This window comes from Pseudomonas sp. P8_241, from assembly GCF_034008315.1.
In the GTDB taxonomy this organism is placed as follows: domain Bacteria; phylum Pseudomonadota; class Gammaproteobacteria; order Pseudomonadales; family Pseudomonadaceae; genus Aquipseudomonas.
The window spans coordinates 3163435-3187763 of sequence record NZ_CP125377.1 but is presented as its reverse complement, the minus strand read 5'-3'; the positions used below and the strand labels follow the sequence as shown (position 1 = coordinate 3187763).

At 57.3% G+C, this 24329-nt stretch carries 23 protein-coding genes and 1 pseudogene; 18 read left to right on the top strand and 6 right to left on the bottom strand.

Translation table 11 applies throughout. From position 1 onward, the window contains the following. The first annotated feature begins 111 nt into the window (after positions 1 to 111). A complete protein-coding gene (locus QMK58_RS14650) occupies positions 112 to 972 on the top strand; it encodes a Ku protein (RefSeq protein ID WP_053160052.1) in 861 nt (286 codons plus the stop codon). A gap of 51 nt (positions 973 to 1023) precedes the next feature. Here the strand turns inward: QMK58_RS14650 and lpxO are convergent, their stop codons facing one another. Beyond that, complete coding sequence (gene lpxO, locus QMK58_RS14645) at positions 1024 to 1923, bottom strand: lipid A hydroxylase LpxO (protein ID WP_053160050.1); 900 nt, start codon at positions 1921 to 1923, stop codon at positions 1024 to 1026. 490 nt (positions 1924 to 2413) lie between these two features. Between lpxO and QMK58_RS14640 the strand changes: the two genes are divergently transcribed. Further along, positions 2414 to 4000 carry an ABC-F family ATPase gene (locus tag QMK58_RS14640; protein WP_053160048.1) on the top strand — a complete coding sequence of 529 codons (1587 nt, stop codon included), beginning with the start codon at positions 2414 to 2416 and terminating at the stop codon, positions 3998 to 4000. A gap of 404 nt (positions 4001 to 4404) precedes the next feature. Beyond that, positions 4405 to 5592: an MFS transporter gene (locus QMK58_RS14635; RefSeq protein WP_053160046.1), complete on the top strand. Its 1188-nt coding sequence runs from the start codon at positions 4405 to 4407 to the stop codon at positions 5590 to 5592. Positions 5593 to 5674: 82 nt separating this feature from the next. Here QMK58_RS14635 and QMK58_RS14630 read toward each other — a convergent pair whose 3' ends face one another. Next, a complete protein-coding gene (locus tag QMK58_RS14630; RefSeq protein WP_053160044.1) occupies positions 5675 to 6712 on the bottom strand; it encodes an alpha/beta hydrolase family protein in 1038 nt (345 codons plus the stop codon). A 169-nt stretch (positions 6713 to 6881) separates the two neighbouring features. Continuing rightward, complete coding sequence (locus QMK58_RS14625) at positions 6882 to 7493, bottom strand: FMN-dependent NADH-azoreductase (protein WP_053160042.1); 612 nt, start codon at positions 7491 to 7493, stop codon at positions 6882 to 6884. Between the two features lie 129 nt (positions 7494 to 7622). Here QMK58_RS14625 and QMK58_RS14620 point away from each other — a divergent pair, with 129 nt between their 5' ends. Continuing rightward, entirely contained in the window at positions 7623 to 8531 is a 909-nt protein-coding gene (locus QMK58_RS14620) for a LysR substrate-binding domain-containing protein (protein WP_053160041.1), read from the top strand. Continuing rightward, on the top strand, positions 8528 to 8890 hold the full coding sequence (locus QMK58_RS14615) for an MmcQ/YjbR family DNA-binding protein (RefSeq protein WP_053160039.1): 363 nt from the start codon (positions 8528 to 8530) through the stop codon (positions 8888 to 8890). The genes QMK58_RS14620 and QMK58_RS14615 overlap by 4 nt, the downstream gene beginning before the upstream one ends. Here the strand turns inward: QMK58_RS14615 and QMK58_RS14610 are convergent, their stop codons facing one another. Together QMK58_RS14610 and QMK58_RS14605 are read right to left on the bottom strand one after the other, a co-directional pair. Then, complete coding sequence (locus QMK58_RS14610) at positions 8891 to 9319, bottom strand: DUF1294 domain-containing protein (RefSeq protein ID WP_053160036.1); 429 nt, start codon at positions 9317 to 9319, stop codon at positions 8891 to 8893. Then, a complete protein-coding gene (locus tag QMK58_RS14605) occupies positions 9316 to 10146 on the bottom strand; it encodes an undecaprenyl-diphosphate phosphatase (protein ID WP_053160035.1) in 831 nt (276 codons plus the stop codon). The genes QMK58_RS14610 and QMK58_RS14605 overlap by 4 nt, the downstream gene beginning before the upstream one ends. A 280-nt stretch (positions 10147 to 10426) precedes the next feature. On the opposite strand from QMK58_RS14605, the pseudogene QMK58_RS28950 reads away from it, so the two are divergent. The 10 genes and pseudogenes from QMK58_RS28950 to QMK58_RS14560 all read left to right on the top strand — a co-directional run. Next, positions 10427 to 11155, top strand: a pseudogene (locus tag QMK58_RS28950) (cache domain-containing protein); the annotation flags it as partial. 171 nt (positions 11156 to 11326) lie between these two features. Continuing rightward, complete coding sequence (locus QMK58_RS28945; RefSeq protein WP_371259806.1) at positions 11327 to 12061, top strand: methyl-accepting chemotaxis protein; 735 nt, start codon at positions 11327 to 11329, stop codon at positions 12059 to 12061. 199 nt (positions 12062 to 12260) lie between these two features. Next, positions 12261 to 12824 (top strand): nicotinamide riboside transporter PnuC, encoded by a 564-nt coding sequence (gene pnuC, locus QMK58_RS14595; RefSeq protein ID WP_053160031.1) that lies wholly within the window; start codon positions 12261 to 12263, stop codon positions 12822 to 12824. Beyond that, positions 12821 to 13345, top strand: a complete 525-nt coding sequence (locus QMK58_RS14590) for an AAA family ATPase (RefSeq protein ID WP_053160029.1) — start codon at positions 12821 to 12823, stop codon at positions 13343 to 13345. The genes pnuC and QMK58_RS14590 overlap by 4 nt, the downstream gene beginning before the upstream one ends. A 329-nt stretch (positions 13346 to 13674) precedes the next feature. Further along, positions 13675 to 14112: a hypothetical protein gene (locus QMK58_RS14585; RefSeq protein WP_053160027.1), complete on the top strand. Its 438-nt coding sequence runs from the start codon at positions 13675 to 13677 to the stop codon at positions 14110 to 14112. Between the two features lies 1 nt (position 14113). Continuing rightward, a complete protein-coding gene (locus tag QMK58_RS14580) occupies positions 14114 to 14686 on the top strand; it encodes a hypothetical protein (protein WP_053160026.1) in 573 nt (190 codons plus the stop codon). Positions 14687 to 14737: 51 nt separating this feature from the next. Then, positions 14738 to 16327 carry a hypothetical protein gene (locus QMK58_RS14575; RefSeq protein ID WP_053160024.1) on the top strand — a complete coding sequence of 530 codons (1590 nt, stop codon included), beginning with the start codon at positions 14738 to 14740 and terminating at the stop codon, positions 16325 to 16327. 62 nt (positions 16328 to 16389) lie between these two features. Continuing rightward, the gene (locus QMK58_RS14570) at positions 16390 to 17070 is read left to right on the top strand and encodes a C39 family peptidase (RefSeq protein ID WP_320396509.1); all 681 of its coding nucleotides are present in this window, start codon (positions 16390 to 16392) and stop codon (positions 17068 to 17070) included. Between the two features lie 32 nt (positions 17071 to 17102). Then, positions 17103 to 17855 carry a hypothetical protein gene (locus QMK58_RS14565; RefSeq protein WP_053160020.1) on the top strand — a complete coding sequence of 251 codons (753 nt, stop codon included), beginning with the start codon at positions 17103 to 17105 and terminating at the stop codon, positions 17853 to 17855. Positions 17856 to 17901: 46 nt separating this feature from the next. Beyond that, a complete protein-coding gene (locus QMK58_RS14560) occupies positions 17902 to 19182 on the top strand; it encodes a hypothetical protein (RefSeq protein ID WP_320396508.1) in 1281 nt (426 codons plus the stop codon). Between the two features lie 55 nt (positions 19183 to 19237). Here QMK58_RS14560 and QMK58_RS14555 read toward each other — a convergent pair whose 3' ends face one another. Next, positions 19238 to 20563: a sigma-54 dependent transcriptional regulator gene (locus QMK58_RS14555; RefSeq protein ID WP_053160016.1), complete on the bottom strand. Its 1326-nt coding sequence runs from the start codon at positions 20561 to 20563 to the stop codon at positions 19238 to 19240. A 344-nt stretch (positions 20564 to 20907) separates the two neighbouring features. On the opposite strand from QMK58_RS14555, the gene QMK58_RS14550 reads away from it, so the two are divergent. From QMK58_RS14550 to nhaB, 3 genes are all read left to right on the top strand, one after another. Beyond that, a complete protein-coding gene (locus tag QMK58_RS14550; protein WP_053160014.1) occupies positions 20908 to 21174 on the top strand; it encodes a hypothetical protein in 267 nt (88 codons plus the stop codon). Positions 21175 to 21447: 273 nt separating this feature from the next. After that, positions 21448 to 22737, top strand: a complete 1290-nt coding sequence (locus QMK58_RS14545; RefSeq protein WP_053160012.1) for a hypothetical protein — start codon at positions 21448 to 21450, stop codon at positions 22735 to 22737. A gap of 77 nt (positions 22738 to 22814) precedes the next feature. Continuing rightward, positions 22815 to 24317, top strand: a complete 1503-nt coding sequence (nhaB, locus tag QMK58_RS14540) for a sodium/proton antiporter NhaB (protein WP_320396507.1) — start codon at positions 22815 to 22817, stop codon at positions 24315 to 24317. The last annotated feature ends 12 nt before the right edge of the window (positions 24318 to 24329 follow it).

Here is a 24329-nt window from a genome sequence, read left to right as displayed (position 1 = left end):
GGCAAGATGTAACACGAAGTTGAGCGACACCTGGTGACTTACCGAAAACAACGGAAACTTTTGTCCAGCGCGGTGGGTCACCTGAACACATCACTTTGCGAGTAAACCACCATGGCTCGGGCAATCTGGAAAGGTGCAATCAGCTTCGGATTGGTACACATTCCTGTGGCGCTGGTCTCGGCGACGTCGTCCCAAGGCGTGGATTTCGACTGGCTCGACAGCCGCAGCATGGACCCGGTGGGTTACAAGCGCGTCAACAAGGTCACCGGCAAGGAAGTCACCAAGGAGCATATCGTCAAAGGCGTCCAATACGAAAAAGGCCGGTACGTGGTGCTCAGCGAAGAGGAAATTCGCTCGGCACATCCGCTGTCGACACAGACCATCGATATTTTTGCGTTTGTCGACAGCAGTCAAATCCCGTTACAGAACATCGACACACCCTATTACCTGGCACCGGATAAACGCGGGGGCAAGGTCTATGCGCTGTTGCGCGAGACCCTCGACAAAACGGGCAAGGTCGCCCTGGCCCGAGTGGTGCTGCATACCCGTCAATACCTGGCGGCGTTGATGCCAATGGACTCGGCCATGGTGCTGGTGAAATTGCGCTGGCCGGCGGAAGTCCGCAGCCTGGACGAACTCGCTCTAGGCCCGGACGTCACCAAGGCTCAGCTGACCAAAGGAGAACTGGACATGGCCAAACGCCTGGTGGCCGACATGAGCGTCGAATGGTCGCCGGACGATTACCGCGATGAGTTTGAAGACAAGATCATGGCCCTGGTGGACAAGAAAGCCCATGAAGGCAAGATCGAAGACGTGGAAACCGCTACTGGGGAGCAAGAGCGTAAATCCGCCGATGTGATTGATCTGACGGAACTGCTCAAACGCAGTCTGGGTGGCAAGGGAGCAAGTAAGGCAACGGCCAAGCCCAAAGCGGCGAGCAAGCCGGCTGCGCGCAAAAAAGCCAGCAAGTAATGGATTGAATGTCGCCCACGTCCCGCGATGACACCGACAGCCCCGACGGCCTCAAATCAGCACGAAAACCGCGACCAACCCGGCAAAAATCGACCATTTTTGCAGGTAGTAAAGTTTGCGATTTCGCTTTTTCAATTGCTTGCCATGCAGCCGAATCTTGTAGATTTTGCCGAACAGTCGATTGATGCCCCCGACTTTGTCACCTGCCTCGTTCGGCGCACCGGCCGCCGACATCACATGGCGGCTGAACCAGCTGTTGAAGAAAGCTGCCCAGCGATACTTCATCGGTCGCTCGACATCGCAAAACAGGATGATGCGATTTTGCTGCGTGGTGTTTTCGGCGAAATGTATGAAGGTTTCGTCGAACATCACCGCCTCGCCGTCTCGCCAGTGATAATTCTCGCCATCGACATTGATGTAGCAACCGGCATCGTTGGGCGTTTCGAGGCCCAGGTGGTAGCGGTAGGACCCGGCATACGGATCGCGGTGACGCACCAGTTTGGCACCCGGTGGCAACTCGGCGAACATGGCAGCCTTGATTGAACCGATGCTTTGCACCAGTTCCGTCGTGCGTGGGCAAAGTTTCATGGCTGACGGGTGACTGTCGCCATACCACTTGAGGTAGAAACGCTTCCAGCCCGTCTTGAAGAAGGAATTGAAACCGACATCGTCATACTGGTTCGAACGCTTGATCTCCCCGGCCCGGAGCAAATGCTGACCTTCGGCGCGGATCTCTTCCCAATGCGCTTGCAATGGACTCAGATCGGGAAAATCCGCGGGATTGAGGTAGGGCTTGTTGGGGATTTTCGAGAACATATAAAGGAAGCAATTGACCGGTGCCAGAAACGTCGAGTGATCGCTTAGCTGACGCCCCAGCTTATGGCGTACTCGTCCCCGCAGATGTACATACGCAATCGATACAACGTAGATAACGGCAATGATGAGTTTCACAGAAATCGCCACACCTCAGGTGAACACACTGCGGCCCTTGTTGGCCTGAATGCCATTGGGTCATGTGCAGCGTCTGAATTCGCAAGTGCGTCCAGCGGTACACCATTGAGCCCCGCCGCTATTCGGCACCGGACTGATGGATGGCATTTTAGCCACAGTTTGTAACCAATAGTTAACCCGAAAATGTGAAAATCTGTCCATTCATACAGGCAAAGTGTCGCACAGGCCTGAACGCCCTATCGTTTAAAGAGCCAGACCAGTACAATCGCCGCCAAACTTTACGCGCACCCTTGGTTGATCGCGGGAAACAATCCCGTCTCAGCACGCTTTGACTCGGGTCAAGCGCTCCACATGCTGCTGTCCACTTGATGCCAGATGGATCTTCCGCTTCTGATCGGGATGCACATCCCATGGATCGAACAGCGGGAACGGGTACTGAATCGGTACTGCCGCAACCCTAGCTACTCTGAATGCTTCGCAGGAAAAACCTTTGATTTCTACAGCTAACATCACGATGCAGTTCGGCGCCAAGCCGCTCTTCGAAAACGTTTCGGTCAAATTCAACGGTGGCAACCGTTATGGCTTGATCGGTGCCAACGGTTGCGGCAAGTCGACCTTCATGAAGATTCTGGGCGATGACCTCGAGCCTTCCGGCGGCCAGGTCATGCTGGAGCCAAACGTGCGCCTGGGTAAATTGCGCCAGGACCAGTTCGCCTACGAAGAATTCACCGTGATCGACACCGTGATCATGGGTCACGAAGAGCTGTGGAAGGTCAAGGCCGAGCGCGACCGCATCTATTCGCTGCCGGAAATGAGCGAAGAAGACGGCATGGCCGTGGCCGAACTGGAAACCGAGTTCGCTGAAATGGACGGCTACACCGCTGAATCCCGCGCCGGCGAACTGCTGCTGGGCCTGGGTATTCCCATGGAACAGCATTTCGGACCGATGTCTGAAGTCGCTCCAGGCTGGAAACTGCGGGTGTTGCTGGCTCAAGCCCTGTTCTCCGATCCGGAAGTGCTGTTGCTCGACGAACCGACCAACCACCTGGACATCAACACCATTCGCTGGCTGGAAACCATTCTCAAGGCGCGTAACAGCACCATGATTATCATTTCCCACGACCGCCACTTCCTGAACAGCGTCTGCACCCACATGGCTGACCTGGACTACGGTGAGTTGCGCCTGTTCCCGGGCAACTACGACGAGTACATGACCGCGGCCACCCAGTCCCGCGAGCAGTTGCTGTCGGACAACGCCAAAAAGAAAGCCCAGATCTCCGAACTGCAGACGTTCGTCAGCCGCTTCTCGGCCAACGCCTCGAAAGCCAAGCAGGCCACCTCCCGCGCCAAGCAGATCGACAAGATCCAGCTGGCCGAAGTCAAGCCATCGAGCCGCGTGAGCCCGTTCATCCGATTCGAACAGACCAAGAAGCTGCACCGACAGGCCGTGACCATCGAGCAGATGTCCAAGGGCTTCGACGGCAAGACCCTGTTCAAGAACTTCAGCTTCACCGTCGAAGCCGGCGAGCGCCTGGCGATCATCGGCCCGAACGGTATCGGCAAGACCACCCTGCTGCGCACGCTCATGGGCGAACTGACCCCGGACGCCGGTTCGGTGAAGTGGACCGAAAGCGCGGAACTGGGCTACTACGCCCAGGACCACGCCCATGACTTCGAAGACGACGTCAGCCTGTTCGACTGGATGGGCCAGTGGACTCAGGGCGAGCAGATCATCCGTGGCACCCTGGGCCGCATGCTGTTCTCCAACGACGAGATCCTCAAGTCGGTCAAGGTCATCTCCGGTGGTGAGCAAGGTCGCATGCTGTTCGGCAAGCTGATTCTGCAAAAGCCGAACGTTCTGGTGATGGACGAACCGACCAACCACCTGGACATGGAATCGATCGAAGCGCTGAACCTGGCGCTGGAGAACTATCCGGGCACGCTGATCTTCGTCAGCCACGACCGCGAGTTCGTATCGTCCCTGGCCACCCGGATCATCGAGTTGAGCCCGAATGGCGTGACTGATTTCAGCGGTACTTATGACGATTACCTGCGCAGCCAAGGCGTAGTGTTCTAAGCGTCAGCTGTCATTGAAAAGCCCTGTCCATGTGACGGGGCTTTTTGCTTTCAAGATCAAAAGATCGCAGCGTTCGGCAACTCCTGCAATTGACGGTGTATACCGTCTTGAGCCTCACTGCGCAAATCGCCTTGTACATGGAATCATGCAGCTACGCGGGCTCTTCGTAGGAGTTGGCTTGCCAGCGAAAGCGGTGTGTCAGTCACCATCGATGTTGGATGTACCGACCCCTTCGCCGGCAAGCCGGCTCCTACAAGGGATACTTGTCGAGCACGGATTCTGTGTGCACTGAAGACCACTGTAGCTGCCGAAGGCGGCGATGTTTTAATCGTTAGCGTGCTTTCTTTTATTGCAACGCCGCGCCATGATGGAACTCTCCCACCGCCGCCCGCGAACGAGCCCTCATGTCTGTGCAGCAATTGCCTCCGCAAAGCTCCATGGCGATCACCCTGCAGATCGTCTCCATCGTCTTCTATACCTTTATTGCCTTCCTCTGCATCGGCTTGCCGATAGCGGTATTGCCAGGTTATGTCCACGAACAGCTCGGGTTCAGCGCCATTGTCGCGGGGCTGACCATCGGTTCCCAATACCTCGCCACTTTGCTGAGCCGCCCCATGGCAGGTCGCATGTCGGACAGTATCGGAACCAAGCGCGCCATTATTTATGGCTTGTCAGGGATCGTGTTGAGTGGCGCGCTGACATTGCTCTCGACCTTGCTGCAAAGTTTTCCCCTGCTCAGTCTGTTGATCCTCCTCGCCGGGCGCCTGCTGCTCGGGGTCGCTCAAGGGTTGATCGGCGTCGGCACCATCAGTTGGTGCATGGGCCAAGTGGGCGGGGAACACACGGCGCGGTCGATATCCTGGAACGGCATTGCTTCATACGGAGCGATTGCCATCGGCGCGCCGCTGGGCGTGGTGATGGTCGGGCAACTCGGGTTTGCCAGTCTCGGGATTGCGCTGTCGCTGCTGGCCCTGGCTGCGTTGCTACTGATTCGCAACAAACCGTCAGTGCCTGTGATTCGTGGTGAGCGCCTGCCCTTCTGGGCCGTGTTCGGGCGCATCGCGCCGTTTGGCGCGAGCTTGAGCCTGGCCTCCATCGGCTATGGCACCCTCACAACATTCATCACCCTGTATTACGTCAGTCGTGGCTGGAGCGGTGCGGCTTATTGTCTGAGCGTGTTCGGCGTGTGCTTCATTGTGTCGCGGCTGCTGTTCATTTCCAGCATCAGCCGCTTCGGCGGCTTCACATCTGCCATTGCCTGTATGTGTATCGAGACGGTTGGTCTGGTCCTGCTGTGGCTTGCACCTTCAACCGGTTACGCCTTGCTTGGCGCCGGGCTGACCGGTTTCGGCCTGTCGCTGGTGTATCCGGCACTCGGCGTCGAAGCTATCAAGCAGGTCCCCAGCGCCAGCCGCGGTGCGGGGCTGAGTGCCTATGCCGTGTTCTTTGACCTGGCACTGGCAATTGCCGGCCCGCTGATGGGCGCCGTTGCGCTGAATCTGGGGTACTCGTGGATTTTCTTCAGCGCAGCGTTGTTGTCGGTGACGGGGTTGGGTTTGACGTTGTGGCTCAAACGGCGCGCCGAAACTTGAAGAGCAGAAAATCAAAAGATCGCAGCCTTCGGCAGCTCCTACGGTAAATGTGTAGGCGCTGCCGAAGGCTGCGATCTTTTAACTACTGATCCGCCGTTTGCATCCCGGCCCGGGTCGACCGGCCCAAGGTGCGAGTGAAGAAGCTGCCGGCTTCGGAAATGAGACTGCGGTGAATGTCTTCACGGTCAACGCCATCGGCATCGGTGCACAGCGCAGGCATGATCACGATTTGCTCATCATTGCACGGCGCCATGAACACGAAGTGCCCTGCCCCGGCCAATAATTTGAAGTCTGGCGCTACAGGCAGTTTGCGCGCAAGCGCGGCGGCATTCTTATCCACCGCCACCAATTTGTCGCCATCGCCACTGTAAAGCAGCACCGGCACGTGCACGTCGGCCAGGGTTTGGCGGCCAAACTTCAGGCTCAAGGGTGCCATCAACATCAGGGCGTGGACCCGTGGATCTGCGACGGGTTGCAAGTCATCGCGATCGACAATCAGCTCGCCTTTGGTATTGCAGGCATCGCGATCATCCGGGCGCTCTTCGCAATAACGCCGCAGGCGATCCAGATCCGGCGTCGCGCCGGACAGAATCAGCGCCGTCTCGCCCCCTGCCGAATAACCAATCACGCCCACTTGATCGGCATTGACGAACGGCGCGAGCATGCGGTCTCCCAAGGTGGCGGTGATAGCTTCGGAAATCTGTATCGGCCGACCATAGAGGTTACTCAATGTACCGAGTCGGCTGTGGTCTTTGGAGTTGTCACCGGGATGGATCACCGCCACCACCACAAAGCCTTTGCGCGCCAGCGATGTCGCAAGGTCGTGCAGGGCCAACGGGGTGCCGGTGTTGCCGTGGGAGAGCATGAGCATCGGAAAGCGGCCGATGGCGACTTTGGTGTCTTCCCCGGCTTCGACGGTGTACCCCTCTAGCTTGCTGGTGTGCTCCCGGTCGCTGGAAGGATAGAACGCGATGGCGCGCATCGGTTGCAGGTCCAGCGGATCAAGAAAGCTCATTTCATGGAAGCCGACGCTCCAGCGAGGATGCGAAGCAGGTGCAGCGTGCACAGTAATCAGGCTGCCAAGCAGGCAAATCAGCAATGTTGCACAAAGACGCACCATGGGATGCCCCACCTTGTTACCGGACCGGAGACGCTAACCCTCGACTGCATAACTCGGGCCACAATCTGTAACGACCAGAAACAAAAAACTCCGCATCTGGTACTTGCGCATCCAGAATACAGAGTTTTTTGAGGCTTTACCTGAGCGGTTGAGCTTCTTTACGCAGGGCTTACGCTGCAGCGAACAACTGCTCGCTGATTCGCGTGTGAGCGTCGCTCATTGCTTTGTTGCGCACTTCATCACCATAAGCCAGGCCCTCGGCACGGACGATTTCAACGTCGGTGATGCCGATGAAACCGAACAACAGCTTCAAATATTCTTCGTGGGCAACACCAGTTGCCTGACCGGCGTGTATGCCACCGGAGGTCGAAACAATTACGACTTTCTTGCCACCGCACAGGCCTTCAGGACCCGCTTCGGTGTAACGGAAGGTCTGGCCGGCAACGGCAATGCGGTCGATCCACGCCTTCAATTGCGTCGGGATAGTGAAGTTATACATCGGAGCTGCAATCACAACGGCATCGGCGGCGAGGAATTCGGCCAGGGTCTGGGCACTCAGGTCGGCTTCGTGCTGTTGAGCGGCGTTGCGCAATTCAGCGGTAGTGCCAGCAGCAACCAGGGTTGTGGCAGAGAAATGGCTGATGGCATCAGCGGCCAGGTCGCGGTAGGTCACTACGGCGCTTGGTTCGGCGGATTGCCAGGCTTTAACGACTTCGCCGCTCAACTGACGGGAAGCCGAGTTGTCGCCAAGAATGCTCGAATCGATATGCAGCAGTTTCATGTGGGATCTCCAAGTGAGGATCGCAACCGGGCGACCTGATGGAAACAATCCTACAGATGAAACCAATGGCTGATTAGATGGCAACAATGCGATAGTTTGTCTCACACATAGAACAATCAGGTAACCCTCATGCAAGACCTGAACGACCTTTATTACTTCGCCAAGGTGGTGGAAGCCGGTGGCTTCGCGGCGGCCGGGCGTTTGCTGGGGATTCCCAAGTCGCGACTGTCGCGTCGAATCGCCGAGCTGGAGGAACGCCTGGGCGCTCGTCTACTGCAACGCACCACCCGCCAGTTGAAGCTGACGGCCGTAGGCGAACGCTATCTGCGGCACTGCCAAGCCATGCTGCTGGAAGCGGAAATGGCCGACGAGGCGGTGGCGAGCATGTCCAGCGAGCCCCGTGGACGTCTGCGGGTGTCCTGTCCGGTGGGACTGGCTCACGAAATTCTGCCGGGTGTGATCAGCGACTTCCTCGAGCGATTCCCGCAGGTGCAACTGGAAGTCATGCTGCTCAATCGCCGCGTCGACCTGGTGAACGAAGGTATAGATGTCGCATTGCGGGTGCGCGAGTTGGGTGATGAAGATCCGCTGCTGGTGACCCGACGCTTGCGTCAGGCGCAGATGTTGTTGGTTGCCAGCCCGGGGTTCCTGCTTGGCCGTGAGATCAATCACCCCGAAGACTTGAAAAGCCTTCCGGTGTTGGGCGCCCTCGAAGCCGATCGGTTGATGCATATCCGCCTGCTGGACCAGCAAGGCAAAAGCTTCGAGCTTGCGATGGAAGCTCGCCTGGGCATCGATGACTTTATCGTTCGCAAGGCCAGCACCCTCGCCGGACTCGGCTTTACAATGCTGCCGATGATGTATTGCGAACAGGAACTGGCCAGCGGTTCACTGGTGCAATTGCTGCCCGAGTGGTCGCTGCCTGGCGGCTGGTTGCAGGCGGTGTACCCTCATCGACGCGGCGTGATGCCGGCCGTACGCGCCTGGATCGATCATCTGGTCGAATCCTTCAATGCCTGTGGAGAGCGATTACTATGAAGGCTGGACGCATGAGCGAAGAGGATGTCGCGGTATTCTGCCTGACCCTGCCCGGTGCGCGGGAGGATTACAAATGGGGTGGCGTGCGAGTGTTTTCGATTGCGGGGAACAAGATGTTCGCCTTGCAGGGACTAAGGGGTTCGTCCCTGGCGTTCAAGGTCGATAAGGATCTGTTTCTTGGCCATTGCGACCGTCCGGGAATCCATCCGGCGCCTTATCTGGCACGCGCCCAATGGATCATCATGGAACTGCCCTACCCGTTGGGCCGTGAAGAGCTGCAAGGCTTGTTGCAGCGCTCCCACCAATTGGTGGTGAGCAAACTGCCCAAGCGCACCCAGGTGGGGTTGTTGCTCGATTGATCAGAACAACGCGAACAGGTGTGCGCCGAGGAACAACATGTCGATCCAGAACACCTGGTGCAACAGCACGATGATCCAGAACACCAGTTGAAACGAAACCTTGCGGGTTTTGTGCCGCAATACTTGCTGAGCCAGTAAAGCGCCCGGCCAGCCACCCGCGAATTCCAGCGCATGCAGCACGTTTTCCGGCGTGCGCCATTGATCCGCAACTGCCTTGCGCTTGTCGCTCCAGTACAGCGCTAACGTCACAACACTGATGATGCCGTAGGCTGCCAGGGGAATCAGCGAAACCCCGCGCAGCCATAACGACATCGAACCCCACAACGGCAACGCACATAGAATGACGAACACCAGCCATTTCAGCCGGGGATTGCGGATCTGGCCTCCGGGCTGACGCCCGGGATTATTGCGCGTGCGGGAGTCACTCATGGTTTGGCGGCAGTCCAGTCGACCCAGCCGAATTGCCAGGTGGCCAGGATCAGCAAGCCGAACCCGATGCGATACCAGGCAAACACCGCATAGCTGTGACTGGCAATGAATTTGAGCAAACCACGCACCGCGATCATCGCGAAGATAAACGCGGTGACGAAACCAATCGCAAACACCGGGAAATCCGCAGGCACGAACAGGTGACGGTATTTGTAACCCGAATACACCGCGGCACCGACCATGGTCGGCATCGCCAGGAAGAACGAAAACTCGGTAGCGGTCTTGCGCGACAACCCGAACAACAGGCCGCCGATGATGGTCGAGCCCGAGCGCGATGTCCCCGGAATCATCGCCAGGCACTGGGCAAAGCCGACTTTCAGCGCGTCTTTCCAAGTGATGTCATCGACCGTTTCGGCATGGACTTCATGCTGACGGCGTTCGGCCCACAGCATGATGATGCCGCCCACGACCAGTGCACTGGCCACGGTGATCGGGTTGAAAAGATACTCGTGGATCAGATCGGCAAAAATTACGCCCAATACCACGGCGGGCAGGAAGGCAATCAACAGGTTTGCGGTAAAGCGCCTGGCGCTTGGCTGGGTTGGTAAACCGATGACCACGTCGAAAATCTTTCGCCGAAACTCCCACACCACCGCCAGGATCGCCCCAAGCTGAATGATGATGTTGAAAGCCATGGCTCGCTCACCACCGAAGTCGAGCAAGTCGGCCACGATGATCTGGTGCCCGGTACTGGAAATGGGCAAAAACTCGGTCAGCCCTTCTACAACCCCAAGTATCAACGCCTGAAAGGCAGTCCAAAGATCCATCAATCCCCCAAAAAGCTATGCGCGTCGGCATGCCCCGTTAGTATTTTTCAAAACGTTGACTGCGATCAGCGTAGCTGAAGTCCCACGCGTCTTTCTCCCCGCAGAACCCTGAATATCCTGTGAAATTCAGGTTTTCGGATGCGGGGCCGAAATCCTATCAGACAAGTCCGATTAACGCTGCGGCGTTATTCGACGCAGGTCGCATAGGCCCATCGGACAAGGTGTGGTTGGATGCTGGCGTGGATTTATTACAAGAACAAGAAAAGGGAGTAAACGGGGTATGAACAGCTTGCGCAATATGTCGATCAGCCGTCGCTTGTGGGTCATCCTGATCGTGGCGGTGATGATGCTGCTGACCTTGGGCCTGTTGATGCTCAAGCAAATACACAATGACCTGTACCACGCCAAGGCGCAGAAAACCCAGCATGTGGTGCAGACCGCCAGCGGTATCCTCAGTTATTACCATAACCTCGAAACGTCCGGCACACTCAGCCGTGACGCGGCACAGAAACAAGCCCTGACTACCGTTCGCGGGCTGCGTTATGACCAGAACGATTACTTCTGGATCAACGACCTGACGCCCGTGATGATCATGCATCCGGCCAACCCTAAACTCGATGGACAGAATCTTTCGGCGATCCGTGATCCGGACGGCTTTGCCGTGTTCAACGAAATGGTCGCGGTGGCCAGGTCCAACGGGGCTGGCATCGTCAATTACCGCTGGCCGAAGCCCGGCGCTGATGCCCCGGTGGAAAAAACTTCCTACGTGAAGCTGTTCGAACCCTGGGGCTGGGTGATCGGTTCGGGCGTGTATATCGATGACATGCAGGCCGAGTTCTACGCTCAGGTCTGGAAAGCGGCGTCGATTGGCCTGGCCATTGCGCTGATCATGGCGCTGCTGGTGATCCTGATTGCCCGCAGCATTGTTCACCCCCTGCAGGAAGCCGTGAACGCCATGGCCAACATTGCCACTGGCGAAAGCGATTTGACCCGCAGTCTCGATACCCATGGTCAGGACGAAGTCACGCAATTGGCCCGGCACTTCAATGCCTTCACCGCTAAATTGCGCCGCGTGGTCAGCGAACTGCAGGAGTCCGCCAGTGCACTGGGTCAGTCATCCAGTGAGCTGGGCACCGACGCCGCCCAGGCGCAACAACGCAGCCAGCAGCAATCAGAGCAAATGGAGTTGGTGGCCACAGCGATCAATGAAGTGACCTACGGCGTGCAGGATGTGGCGAAAAACGCCGAGCACGCCGCCAGCGAAATGCGCGACGCCGAGGCACAGGCGCAACAAGGCCAGATCAATATCGATGGCAGTCTGAAGCAGATCGACACCTTGTCCTCCACCATTGACCAGGCCGTGGACGTGATTCGCACCCTGGCGACTGAAAGTACTCAGATCGGCAGTGTTCTGGAGGTCATCCGCTCGATCGCCGAACAAACCAACCTGCTGGCCTTGAACGCAGCGATTGAAGCGGCCCGGGCTGGCGAGCAAGGCCGTGGTTTCGCCGTGGTGGCCGACGAAGTCCGCTTGCTGGCCCAGCGCACGCAGAAATCCACGGCAGAGATTCAGTCGATGATTGAACGGCTGCAAAATCATTCCGAAGCAGCAGTCAAGGTGATTGGAGACAGCAGCCGTGCCTCTCAATTGACCATCGAACAGGCGGGACTGGCCGGCGCAAGCCTGAACGCCATCGGTCAGGCACTACGCAACCTCAATGGCTTGAATGCATCCATTGCCAGCGCGACCCTGCAGCAGGCCCATGTGGTCGAGGACATCAACCAGAACGTGACTCAGGCGGCCGGGTTGTCCCACAGCACCGCATTGGCCGCTGAGCAGTCAAGTGCGTCGAGCGTTCGCCTCAAGGCGTTGAGCGAACAGTTGAACGGCTTGCTCAAGCAATTCCGGGTGTAACTCCTCTCTGTACTGTAGGAGCGAGCTCGCTCGCGATGGTCGTCAACGATAACGCGTGTTTGCAGGCTAAACGCAGCGCGCTTGAGGCCTTCGCGAGCAGGTTCGCTCCTATAAAAATCCGATATCCCCCCCGCCCAGCCATCCCCACGTCATTTTGGGTACAATCCGCCCCCCTCTTCAATTTCACCAAGGAACCTCCATGTCCGGGCTTGAACTGTTTGCCGCCACTCTCGGCGTCATTGCCGTCTGGTTGACGGTCAAACAGAACCCCTGGTGCTGGCCGATCGGCCTGGTGATGGTGCTGATCTACAGTTGGATCTTTTTTGAGGTGAAGTTGTATTCCGACATGCTGCTGCAAGTGATCTACGCCGCGTTACAGCTCTACGGCTGGTGGCAGTGGACCCGCGCAGGCGAGGCGCACCAAGGGCGGGAGGTCAGCCGTCTGGGTGGACAGGCCGTCGCATCGGGGCTCGCACTTGGCGCGATTGCCAGCCTGTTGTTGGGCGCTGCCATGGCGCACTGGACCGACGCGGCCCAGCCCTGGCTCGATGCCGCCCTCACCGCCTTCAGCCTCGTCGCACAAGGGTGGATGGCACAAAAACGCGTGCAGTGCTGGCCGTTGTGGATCGTTTTGGACGTTATTTTCGTCGGCCTGTTTTTGTACAAAGGGATGTACCTGACCGCTGCCTTGTATGGTTTGTTCGCCCTGCTTGCCGTAAAGGGCTGGCGTACCTGGCGCAGCGATCCGGTGTTTTGCCCATGAAGGTATTGGTATTGGCAGGGCCGGAATCCAGCGGTAAAAGCTGGATCTCGAGTGAGATTCACGCCAAATTTGGCGGCATATTGATCGGCGAGTATGTTCGGCACTTCATCGAACGTGAAGCCCGACTAACCTGCCTCGACGACATTCCGTCCATCGCACAGGGGCAGCTGGCCTGGGAAGATGAAGCACGCGCCAAACAGCCACCACTGCTGATTCTCGATACGCACCTCTTGAGCAATATTTTGTGGAGTCGCACGCTGTTTGGTGCTTGCCCGGCGTGGATCGAACAAGCATTGCTGGCACGGCACTACGACCTTCACTTGCTGCTGAGCCCTGAAAACGTGCCTTGGCATGACGATGGCCAGCGCTGCCAACCGCAACTGTCAGAACGCCTGGCGTTTTTCGAGGCAAGCCAACACTGGCTTGAACTGCACCACCAGTCATATCGGGTACTGCAAGGTGACTGGGTACAGCGCAAGGACGCAGCCTTCAAGGCAGTGAAGCAATTGCTGGAAGCCTGACAGGGCGCCCACTCCAGCAAAAATGTCCATTTCTGATACATCCACCTCTACGCAAACCCTCGATTTAGAGCCTCCCAAACGCTCCCGCACGAAACTGTTAAGTCACTGAAACACCCTGCCTTCCCCCCTCTTAACGAGCAACGCCGCCAGCATGGAGGGGTTTTTTGCGTGGCTCTGTCTCAGCGACGTTACAAGACTTTTTTGATCAGCCTGGCACTTGAAGGCAACCCACTGTTTTTACAAGAAAAACAAAAAGCGGCACACCTTCTGCTCTCTTATCCGCAGCGCTGATAAGGGCCAGCGTTTCACTTACAGAAGGAATTGCCGTCGTGGGGAAACTTGATAACAGCATCTTTAGCCTCTTGCTGACCGGATGCGCACTGGGCTCGGTTGTCTCGCTGCCCGTACAGGCTGACAACGGCATCATCACCATCAAACGGGATGTCCAGACGCGCAACGCAGTAGTCCCGCCGCTCATTCCCGACCCTAGCCCAACCACCGTCAACGCCAACCCCTCGAAACAGATCCTCGCTCAGACGAACGAGTTGAGCGACGGTGATTTTGCCAATGTCGCCAGTGGCGCAGGCATCAGTCGACTGGTCACCCAAGGCACCAACAACCTGGGCGGCAATATCACCAACCAGACCCAGCTTTCCAACATGCCAGCCGGACGTTCGGGAAATTCCGGCGGCGGCATTGCGAACATGGTCAACTCAAACATCCAGCAAGGCCTGGGTGCGCTGAAACTCATAACGGGAGACCGTTAGGATGAATCGCAAGTTACTTATTGTCGCCATGTTCTGCAGTGCACCGTCCTTTGCCCAATCTCCCGTCATCAACAACGCCGACATCGACGGTTCGGGCACCCAGTACCAGGGCAACCTCTCGGTCAACCAGGCTGCCGGCGATCAGCAGCAACAGGCAAACGCCAGGGCGATTGCGATTGGCCAGGGCGCCAGCGCAACCACACAGATTCGCCAACGGCTGCGCACCCCTGGCGATCCCGCGAACGATGCCCGGACCAGTATCCAGGGCGACTCCTTCAGCAACGGCAACGGCATTCTGGGCGTCAACCAGAGTGCAGGTGCCAACAACCAGCAGGCCAACGCACTGCGCATCAGTGTCGGTAGCCAGCCGCAAAGTCTCGACGACAGCGTCCTCATGCAACAGAACGTGGCGCTGCTCAACAACTCCGATCCAACTGCCTCAGCACCCGGCTATCGCCAGGTCACTACCAGTGATCAGGCTTTCACAGGTAGCCGTGGGGTGATTCAGTTGAATCAGAGCGCCGGGGTAGGAAACCGAACTGCCAACACCCTGAGCGTACGGGTCGTGGATTGACCCATATAGGTAACAACAACACTTAACCTAAAATAAGTACGGAGAATCACCATGAAACCTTCGATGGCAATCAAGCCTCTGGTTTTCGCAATTGCTGCGGTCATGGCTGTTGCTGTACAAGCTGGGCAAAACGATAGGCGCGACCATGGCCACCATAATGGCAATGGAAATGGCAATGGCAATGGCAATGGCGGTGGGCAACAACAAACCCCTCCTCCTCCAACAAGAATCAACGTCAACGCAACGGCCAATGCGAACGATACGCAACGCAACACCGGCAATACCATCCGCAACGAAGGCACTCAGAACTCAGCCGAGATGAGTAGCTCTGCGACTGGCACCAGCGGCAACGTCGGCGTCAACGTGGCTGCAGGCGCGGGCAACCAACAGGACAACGCCGCTGCCATTGCGAACGCTGGCTCCGATCCTAGTCAGGATAATGCCTTCGTGTTTGGCACGGCCAACGCCACCTCCCAAGTAACGCAATTCAGCAACAGAAACCGGGTCGACAACTTCGGCAGCACTAACTCTGCCGTGATGAGTGGTTCGGGCAACAGCGGCAGCGGCAACATGGGTGTCAACATTGCTGGCGGTGACCTGAACCAGCAGAAAAACACCATGGCGATTGCCAACTCCAATGCGCCACTGGGTAGCGCAACGGCGACCGCCTCTGCCAACCAAAATGGCCCTGGCCTGGTCGTCAATAACAACGCCGATCGCACCTATCGTGTAGATACGATCACCGTTACCAACACCGCCACCGGTAACTTCTCTCGCGAAAGTGCGTTTGAACTCAGCGGCAGTCAAAGCGCTTCTTCGGGCTGGAACGCCGCGGGCGCCAAAAACTCCAGTGCCAGCGGATCCGCTAGCCTTGCTGTAAGCGGCGCCAACAGCAGCAGTGCGAGCGGTTCCAACAATAGTGCCTCGAGCAACACTCACAGCAGCAGTGCCAGCGGTTCTAACAGCAGTGCTTCGAGCGGCACCAACAGCAGCAGTGCCAGCGGTTCCAACAGCAGCAGTGCAAGCGGTTCTTCGAATGCTGCTTTGAACGCTTCGTTGAACGCTAGCCTGGACGCTTCGGCGGCGACTGCCAACTCCAATACCTTTGGCAATCGCACCCGCAGCAGCAGTTCCGAGGCATCTTTGAACGCTTCGCTGGGCGCAACGCTTGACGCATCGGTAAGCACTTCGTTTGATCGGGCCAACGACTCCGCGTTCGACAGAGCACGTGATTCCTCGTTCGACAGATCGCGCGAATCCTCGTACGACAGAAGCCGCGACTCCGCTTCCAGCAATACGCACGAATCGTCGTACGACCGCTCGAAAGACTCGTCCTTCGAAAAATCGCTCGATGCATCGTACGAGAAAGCGAATGCCTCCGCGTACGAAAAATCGGGCAGCAAATCGTCCGAGTCTGAGTTCGCCAAAGCAGGAGGCTTCAGTGAAAGCAGCGCTTATGATTTGAGCACCAGCTACTCTTATCAAGTGCTGACTCCAACTGGCTGGGCCAACCCTGTGACCAACACTGCAACCCTCAGCGGTTCGGTGAATGGCGGCAGTGGCAACCTGGGTGTCAACGTAGCGGCTGGTGTGGGCAACCAACAAAGCAACTCGCTGGCCATTTCCAATCAGTCGTTCTAATGCTGTCTGTGGAGGCCCCCTTCCTGGGGGCCTTTTTCAACACAAACAAAAGGCATCCGCCCATGCGCATCATCGCCTTGGCATTTTTGCTTTGCGTGGCCAGTGTGGTCGAGGCTGCACAAATGCCACTGTCCGTCCTGCCGGGCGGCGCTGTGGTGTACAAGCCGATCCAGAGCATACGCGAGCGTAAATTTTCCGACCTGGTGCAACAGAAAACCGACTTCAGTTGCGGCGCGGCTGCGCTGGCGACCGTATTGCGCCAAGCCTATTGGCTTGACGTCGACGAAGAACAGATCATTGAAGGCATGCTGGCACACTCAGATCATGATCTGGTCCGTGTCCAGGGCTTTTCCATGCTCGACATGAAGCGTTATGTGGAAAGCATCGGCATGCGTGCCCGTGGCTACCGGGTAGCGCCACAAACGTTGAACGAAATCAAAATTCCGGTCGTGGTACTTCTGGACATCCGTGGCTACAAACATTTTGTAGTCATGCAAAGAGTCCATAACGACTGGGTCTACATCGGGGATCCGGTCCTCGGTCATAAACGCTACAAAGTCGAAGACTTTGTCAAAGGCTGGAACGGTATCGTCTTTGCCGTCATCGGCCAGGGCTACGACAAGAACAATGCGTTGCTCGACCCGCCCCTGCCACTGACCGCCAGGAACCGCGTCAACGCTTTCAGCCCGGTGCAAGACTCAGAGTTGATGGACTTCGGATTCATCCAAAGCGACTTTTTCTAATAATAAGGAGCACGACGCTCCGGGAGCATTCAATGAAGACTCCAATCTGGCTAGCCTTAATCTGCGCGGCCGCCAGCCTGCCGATCCATGCAGAAACGTTGAAACCCATTGAGCTGAACGATCAGGAACTGTCACTCCTGCGCGGCCGCTATGTCATGCCGGGACGGATTATCAGCTTCGGCATCGCCATGACCAGCACCTGGCAAAATGCCAACGGTGAAGTGATCGGGGCTACGTCCTCGATGCAAATTCAACAATCGACCATCAAGCCCCAGTTCTATGTGTCGATGATCGACGAAAAAACCAATGGCTCAGCGCGCTCGCAAGGTCCCGTTACGGGCACAGGTACCGTTACTGGCGGCAGCGGCCTCAATACCACCGAAGGCGTCACACAAGTGGTGCGCGCTGCCGGTGACAACAACATTGCCTACAACGATGTTGATATCAACGTCACAAAGGCCAGCCAAGCGCCAGCGGTACAACCGCAGGGTCAGGCATTGACCTCAAACTCGACGCTGGTCGGCGCCAATGGCGCGGGCTCGCTGAGCGTTTCTTCGACCGGTACCGGCGTGCAACTCAACATCGTCGCCAACAACAATCAGGGCAGCACCGTACAACGCCTGGCCCAGGGTGGGCTGATGCAGAACACGACGTTGCTCGGCGGTGGCAACCAGGTCCGCAACCTTACGTCCCTCAACGTCGTGCTGCGTGACAACGTGCCGACCGGCGGATCGCTGAACGGCAATCTGGACCAGCTTAGAGGTCTTCGCACTTCCGGATTCTGATCTACGCTCAGTCTCATCATATGTAGTCAGAAGGGACGGCTAACACATGCACCGATCTTTTACGTTCAGAGCTATCGTTTGTTTGAGTAGCCTGGCCCCGGCCACATTGCTTTACGCAGCAACGGACCCCCAGGTCGAAGCACTAAAACAAGAACTCATGGAGTTGAAACAGCGTTACGAAGCACAACAGAACGCGCTGATGGTACTTGAACAGCGCGTTCGGCAAGTCGAAGAGACACCTGCGACACCCGCTCCCAAACGCCTGACCAAATCCCCTGCCGAAACAACCGGAGGGGGCCAGGCGGTGGCCGCCGGTGCGCCGGGAACCACCGGCAGTTCATACGGCCAGTCGCTCAAGGATGATTCGGAACCGGCGCAAAGCGTTTCCAACCTGTACGACGAAGCGAGCGGCTTCTTCGGTGGCGGCAAGTTCAGCGTCGAAACCGGCCTGAGCTACACGCATTACGATACTCGCGCGCTGACGCTCAATGGCTTCCTGGCGCTGGACTCTATTTTTCTGGGCAACATCAACCTCGACCGCATCAAGGCCGACAACTGGACGCTGGACCTGACCGCTCGCTACAACGTGGCGCAGCGTTGGCAGTTCGACATAAACGTCCCTGTGGTGTATCGCGAATCGACGTATTCCTCCGGCGGTGCCGGTGGTGCCGGTCCGGTCACGTCAGACGCAAGCGTTACCCGCGACCCGACCATCGGCGATGTGAACGTTGGCGTTGCCTACAAGTTCATGGATGAGTCGACCAATTGGCCCGACGCGGTCGCGACCCTGCGCGTCAAGGCGCCGACCGGTGATGACCCTTACGGCATCAAACTGGTGAGTGACCCGACCAACGACAACCTCGCGGTGCCCGAAGATTTGCCTACCGGCAATGGTGTCTGGGCGATCACCCCAGGTATCTCGCTGGTCAAGACCTTTGACCCGGCCGTGCTGTTCGGCAGCCTGGCCTACACCTTCAACATGGAAGACTCTTTCAGCGACATCAGCCCGCAGGTCAACTCCAAAGTGCCCGGGGACGTGAAGCTCGGCGACTCATGGCAGGTCGGCGCCGGCATTGCGTTCGCCTTGAACGAGAAGATGAGTATGTCGTTCTCGTTCACCGACCAGTTCGCCCGCAAGAGCAAGATCAAGCCGGACGGTGGCGAGTGGCAATCGATTTCCAACAGCGATTACAACTCGGCCAACTTCAACATCGGCATGACCCTGGCGGCCACCGACAACCTGACCATCGTTCCCAACCTGGCCATCGGCCTGACCGACGATTCGCCGGACTTTTCCTTCAGCCTGAAATTTCCATACTACTTCTAGTTCGGAACCCCAAAAAAAACCCGCTTTTGAGCGGGTTTTTTTATCCTCCAATCGTTCAACGTATCTGATGCTTGTGCAACAAACGGTAGAAGGTAGGCCGGGAAATCCCGAGCACTTTGGCCGCGATGCTCAAATTATCACTATGACGGTTGAGTACATCGCACAAAGCCTGCCTCTCTGCCCGGTGCTTATAGTCTTCCAGCGTACCAATCGGCGTGGCAACCGCCTGATGGCTGATCAGCCCCAAGTCTCGTGCTTCGATCTGACGGCCTTCGGCCAGCACCAACCCCCGACGGACGCGGTTGGCCAGCTCGCGAACATTACCCGGCCACTCTTGCTTGGCCATGGCAAGCAACGCGTCCTCACTGAAGCTGCGCGGACGGCGCCCGGTTTCATGACTGTAGAAATGGGAAAAGTGGTTGGCCAGCATTAACAGATCACCATTGCGCTCACGCAGGGGTGCGGTCGCAACCTGCAACACGTTCAGGCGATAGTACAGATCTTCGCGGAAGCATTTTTTCGCGATCGCGGCCTCCAGATCAACGTGAGTCGCGGCCAACACCCGCACATCCACGGGAATCGGTTGACTGCCACCCACCCGCTCGATGTGCTTGTCCTGGAGGAAACGCAGAAGATTGGCCTGCAGTTCCAGCGGCAGGTCGCCGATTTCATCGAGAAACAGTGTGCCGCCATTGGCCGCTTCAATCCGCCCGACCTTGCGCTGGTGCGCGCCGGTAAAAGCGCCTTTTTCATGACCAAACAGCTCGGACTGAATCAGATGTTCGGGAATCGCGCCGCAGTTGATCGCGACAAATGGTTTGTTGTGACGCTGGGACTGACGATGCAAGGTTCGCGCGACCAGTTCTTTACCGGTGCCGCTCTCACCCCGAATCAATACCGGAGATTCAGTGGGCGCCAGCTTGCTCAGCAGTTTACGCAATTCACGGATAGGCTTGCTGTCGCCCAACAACTCGTGCTCTGGCTGATCGATGTGAACCGTACCCTGCCCCCGCAACCGCGCCATCCCGAAGGCCCGGCCCAGTGTGACCTGTACCCGGGAGACATCGAATGGCAAGGTATGAAAATCGAAAAACCACTCGCAAACGAAATCCCCGACATTTTGCAGGCGCAAGACTTCCTGGTTAAGTACAGCGATCCACTCGGTATTACTCCGACTGATCAATTCTTTGACGGCATCCGGATGCTCGAGATGAAAGGGTTGCAGACGTAACAACCCTACGTCGCACGTGCGGTCGGCCGCGTGTTCCAGCGTACAGCTATCTACATCCCAACCCACCGAGCGTAATCCCGGTAACAAACGATGGCAGTCGTCGCAGGGATCCACTACTAACAAACGTCGTAATGCAGGCGCGTCGCTCATGACTGTTCCTTGGCGCCAAATTTTCGAAAATATATAAAAAACAGTCATTTGGCGGACCTGGCTGTAACGTTAGCAAGAATTTGACGGCGTCTTGTACCGTTTGACTATAGAGGTCTTACAAAAACAGTTATAAGAAATCAAAAAATGTTAGTTAGCTAAGTAGGTCCTTCCTTTCGTTTAGCTTTCACTATCAGCCCAATACCCTGATTAACGAAAGAAAGATGAAATTTCTTTAAATTATGTGTGACCCGCCCCCCGGTTGCGGGCATCAGTACAAGTAACCAGCCGAACGGTAAGCCCAACCGACGGCGCGGCACTGATTGGGCATACAGAGAGAAGACCCTATGAACGCCCCGCTCCGTATCAACGAAGCTCTTTTGATTGCCGACCGCGCATTTAAACCATTCAAATGCGTAGCCTGGGCTCCCCAGGACGGGAATGGCGAACTCACGCTAACGGTTATCGACCGCACGAGCACCAGCATCGGCCGCAAGCAGATCCCTAGTAGCGCCTACACCGATCCTGCGCAACTGGAGCACCTGCTGGAACAGGCTCGCGCCGAGTTAAGCGAAGAAGGATATACACTGCTGTCCTGGTCAATGCCGCACTAACTTGTCTTGCGGATTACTTTGGAGTAATCCGCACCCTCCCTCTTCATTTATTAGCTGAGTTTTCAGCTATTGGTTCCCGTCTGATCGAAGTTTCGCAAACCTGCTTTCTTGGCAAGCTTGGCATTGGTTCGCAAAGACATTGTTGTGGCACACAACGACTCTCCGTCTGTTTGTTTCGACAGTTGTGCATCCGGTCATTCAAGGATTGAATGTTTTCCTTATAAGTCGCCACCAAACTTCCGGAACCTGGACGACTCGCAAGGAGATGCGTGCATGTCAATCCAGTCTGCTATTGCACTTCCGATCACACTTCAGAATGCCGGGCAACTCGATACAACCTTTGCCGGCAACGGCAGAACCCAGGTCTATTTCGCCGGCAGTCTATCCAGCATCGCCAATGGGGTCGCGATTGATGCACAAGGACGCCTGCTGGTGGCCGCGAAGGTCGGCATGCGGAACGGAAGCCATTTCGGCCTGGCCCGCTTGCTCGACGATGGTTCGGCGGATCTGTCGTTTGGCAAGCAAGGCAGTGTCATAGGGCAGTTCGAGGCGGGCTTCGAAGCCATGGGCGCCAAGGTTCATGTACTGCCTGACGGAAACCTTCTATTGGCCGGCCTGCAGTACGAAAACGCCCACCGTACACTCCCGGCCCTGGCATTGATCGATCAGCAGGGGTGCCTGGTACAGCGTTTTGGTGACAACGGCCGCCGTGTCGTGCGTTTGCCTGGCGGTCTTTCCCTGGGCATGCGCGATGCCTGGCTGCCACCAGGTGTACCTGGCGCAGAAGCCTGTGATGTTGGCGTTCAGGAAGACGGTCGAATCCTGCTGCTGGCCAACCATCACTTCGAATTGGCCGACCACGTCGGTCTGTTGATACGGCTCGACGTCGAAGGCTCGCTGGACAGTTCGTTCAATGGGCACGGGTTTGTCATCGTCAGGCACTTGTTGATGAATACCTGGCTCAGCAGTTTGCGGGTACAACACGACGGCCGAATTCTGGTCGCAGGTTCAATCAACTTTCCCCAGGAAGGCCTGCTGGCGCGTTACGACGCAGAGGGTCGCCTGGATGAGAGTTTCTCGGTGGATGGTTTCCTGACCTTCGAGGCGCAAGGTCACAGCGCGCAAGTCAGTCAGGTGGTGCAGCAGGATAACGGTGATGTGTTGTGTTTTGGCAGTAGCCGTGACCCGATGCACTGCCTCACGTTTAAAATTCACAGTAACGGTCGTGCTGACAACCATTGCAACGCCGGCCAGCCTCAGCGCCTGGAAATCGGCCACAGCGGCTGCCAGTGGACCTGCGCCCAAGTGCAACCGGACGGCACCGTATTGACGGCGGGATCCACCATTGGCGGTGTCGAGGCCGATTTCATTGTTGGTCGATACCTGCCCGACGGATTGCTCGATGGCGACTTTGGCGACGGCCGCGGCTGGACACGGACCCGTTTGGGCCGCAGCCTGGACACGGCCACCGCCATCACTGCGCAGGCCGACTCAAACATCGTGGTGGCCGGTTATTCCCTCGATGGCACCTACAAAGCTGTCATCGCACGTTTTTTTGGATAAATACCGACACTGCACGTTCGCTTGATCTTCTGAGCCGCTTGCGGCAACTTGCGCGCTTCTTAAACAAGGAGCAACCGATGTCCGGTTCAATGGCCCAGGCGTTCGCGCACAATTTTCTCGGGAACTCACCGCGCTGGTACAAGGCCTGTATCGTCGGCTTCCTGATCCTCAACGCCCTGGTACTGTGGACCGTTGGCCCGGTTGCTGCAGGTTGGCTGCTGGTGCTGGAGTTTATTTTCACCTTGGCCATGGCGCTCAAGTGTTATCCGTTGATGCCTGGCGGTCTGCTGTTGATTGAAGCCCTGCTGCTGAAGATGACGACGCCCCAGGCACTGTATGACGAACTGCTGCACAACTTTCCAGTGATCCTGCTGCTGATGTTCATGGTGGCCGGCATTTACTTCATGAAAGACCTGCTGCTGTACCTGTTTTCGCGTCTGCTGCTCGGGGTTCGCTCCAAGACGCTGCTGGCATTGATGTTCTGTTTCCTGTCCGCGTTCCTGTCGGCGTTTCTCGATGCCTTGACCGTAACCGCCGTGATCATCAGCGCCGGCGTGGGCTTCTACTCGGTGTATCACCGCGTCGCTTCGGGCAACGATCCGCGCCAGGACAGCGAGTACAGCGACGACCAGCAATTACCCACGCTGCATCATGGCGACCTCGAACAGTTCCGGGCATTCCTGCGCAGCCTGCTCATGCATGGCGCGGTAGGTACCGCGCTGGGCGGTGTCTGCACGTTGGTTGGCGAACCCCAAAACCTGCTGATCGGCCATGAGATGGGCTGGCACTTCTCCGAGTTCTTTTCCCAGGTTGCACCGGTTTCCCTTCCCGTACTCGCCGCCGGCCTGGTGACTTGCATCCTGCTGGAAAAATTGCGTTGGTTCGGTTACGGCACACTACTGCCTGACAACGTGCGGACAGTGCTGGGCAACTACGCGGCCGAAGACAATGCCGAACGCACTACACGCCAGCGAGCAGCGCTGATCGTGCAAGGTCTGGCGGCGTTGATACTGATTGCCTGCCTGGCGTTTCACATCGCTGAAGTAGGCCTGATCGGATTGATGGTGATCGTCCTCATCACCGCCTTCACCGGCATCACCGACGAACACCGCCTGGGCTCTGCATTCAAGGACGCCATGCCGTTCACTGCCTTGTTGGTGGTGTTTTTCGCCGTGGTGGCAGTCATTCACGATCAGCAACTGTTCACGCCCTTGATCCAGTGGGTACTGGCACTGCCGGCGGACCAGCAACCGGGCATGCTGTTTATCGCTAACGGCTTGCTGTCGGCCATCAGCGACAACGTGTTCGTGGCAACCATTTACATCACCGAAGTCAAGCGCGCCTTCCTGGCAGGTGAAATGACCCGCGAGCATTTCGAGACCCTGGCCATCGCCATCAATACCGGCACCAACCTGCCGAGCGTGGCGACGCCCAATGGTCAGGCGGCATTTCTGTTTTTGCTGACGTCGGCGATTGCACCACTGGTGCGTCTGTCTTATGGGCGGATGGTGTGGATGGCGCTGCCGTACACCGTGGTGATGGGTACATTGGGCTGGTATGCAGTGAGTTACTGGTTGTAACCCCCTCTAATT

Bases quoted from the DNA above. Each gene is read 5' to 3' on its own strand.
- QMK58_RS14605 (WP_053160035.1), bottom strand. From the start codon at position 10,146: ATGGATCTTTGGACTGCCTTTCAGGCGTTGATACTTGGGGTTGTAGAA.
- QMK58_RS14555 (WP_053160016.1), bottom strand. From the start codon at position 20,563: ATGAGCGACGCGCCTGCATTACGACGTTTGTTAGTAGTGGATCCCTGC.
- QMK58_RS28945 (WP_371259806.1), top strand. From the start codon at position 11,327: ATGGAGTTGGTGGCCACAGCGATCAATGAAGTGACCTACGGCGTGCAG.
- QMK58_RS14565 (WP_053160020.1), top strand. From the start codon at position 17,103: ATGAAGACTCCAATCTGGCTAGCCTTAATCTGCGCGGCCGCCAGCCTG.
- QMK58_RS14615 (WP_053160039.1), top strand. From the start codon at position 8,528: ATGAAGGCTGGACGCATGAGCGAAGAGGATGTCGCGGTATTCTGCCTG.
- QMK58_RS14560 (WP_320396508.1), top strand. From the start codon at position 17,902: ATGCACCGATCTTTTACGTTCAGAGCTATCGTTTGTTTGAGTAGCCTG.
- QMK58_RS14570 (WP_320396509.1), top strand. From the start codon at position 16,390: ATGCGCATCATCGCCTTGGCATTTTTGCTTTGCGTGGCCAGTGTGGTC.
- QMK58_RS14610 (WP_053160036.1), bottom strand. From the start codon at position 9,319: ATGAGTGACTCCCGCACGCGCAATAATCCCGGGCGTCAGCCCGGAGGC.
- QMK58_RS14580 (WP_053160026.1), top strand. From the start codon at position 14,114: ATGAATCGCAAGTTACTTATTGTCGCCATGTTCTGCAGTGCACCGTCC.
- pnuC (WP_053160031.1), top strand. From the start codon at position 12,261: ATGTCCGGGCTTGAACTGTTTGCCGCCACTCTCGGCGTCATTGCCGTC.
- QMK58_RS14550 (WP_053160014.1), top strand. From the start codon at position 20,908: ATGAACGCCCCGCTCCGTATCAACGAAGCTCTTTTGATTGCCGACCGC.
- QMK58_RS14650 (WP_053160052.1), top strand. From the start codon at position 112: ATGGCTCGGGCAATCTGGAAAGGTGCAATCAGCTTCGGATTGGTACAC.
- QMK58_RS14625 (WP_053160042.1), bottom strand. From the start codon at position 7,493: ATGAAACTGCTGCATATCGATTCGAGCATTCTTGGCGACAACTCGGCT.
- QMK58_RS14620 (WP_053160041.1), top strand. From the start codon at position 7,623: ATGCAAGACCTGAACGACCTTTATTACTTCGCCAAGGTGGTGGAAGCC.
- nhaB (WP_320396507.1), top strand. From the start codon at position 22,815: ATGTCCGGTTCAATGGCCCAGGCGTTCGCGCACAATTTTCTCGGGAAC.
- QMK58_RS14575 (WP_053160024.1), top strand. From the start codon at position 14,738: ATGAAACCTTCGATGGCAATCAAGCCTCTGGTTTTCGCAATTGCTGCG.
- QMK58_RS14635 (WP_053160046.1), top strand. From the start codon at position 4,405: ATGTCTGTGCAGCAATTGCCTCCGCAAAGCTCCATGGCGATCACCCTG.
- QMK58_RS14590 (WP_053160029.1), top strand. From the start codon at position 12,821: ATGAAGGTATTGGTATTGGCAGGGCCGGAATCCAGCGGTAAAAGCTGG.
- QMK58_RS14545 (WP_053160012.1), top strand. From the start codon at position 21,448: ATGTCAATCCAGTCTGCTATTGCACTTCCGATCACACTTCAGAATGCC.
- QMK58_RS14630 (WP_053160044.1), bottom strand. From the start codon at position 6,712: ATGGTGCGTCTTTGTGCAACATTGCTGATTTGCCTGCTTGGCAGCCTG.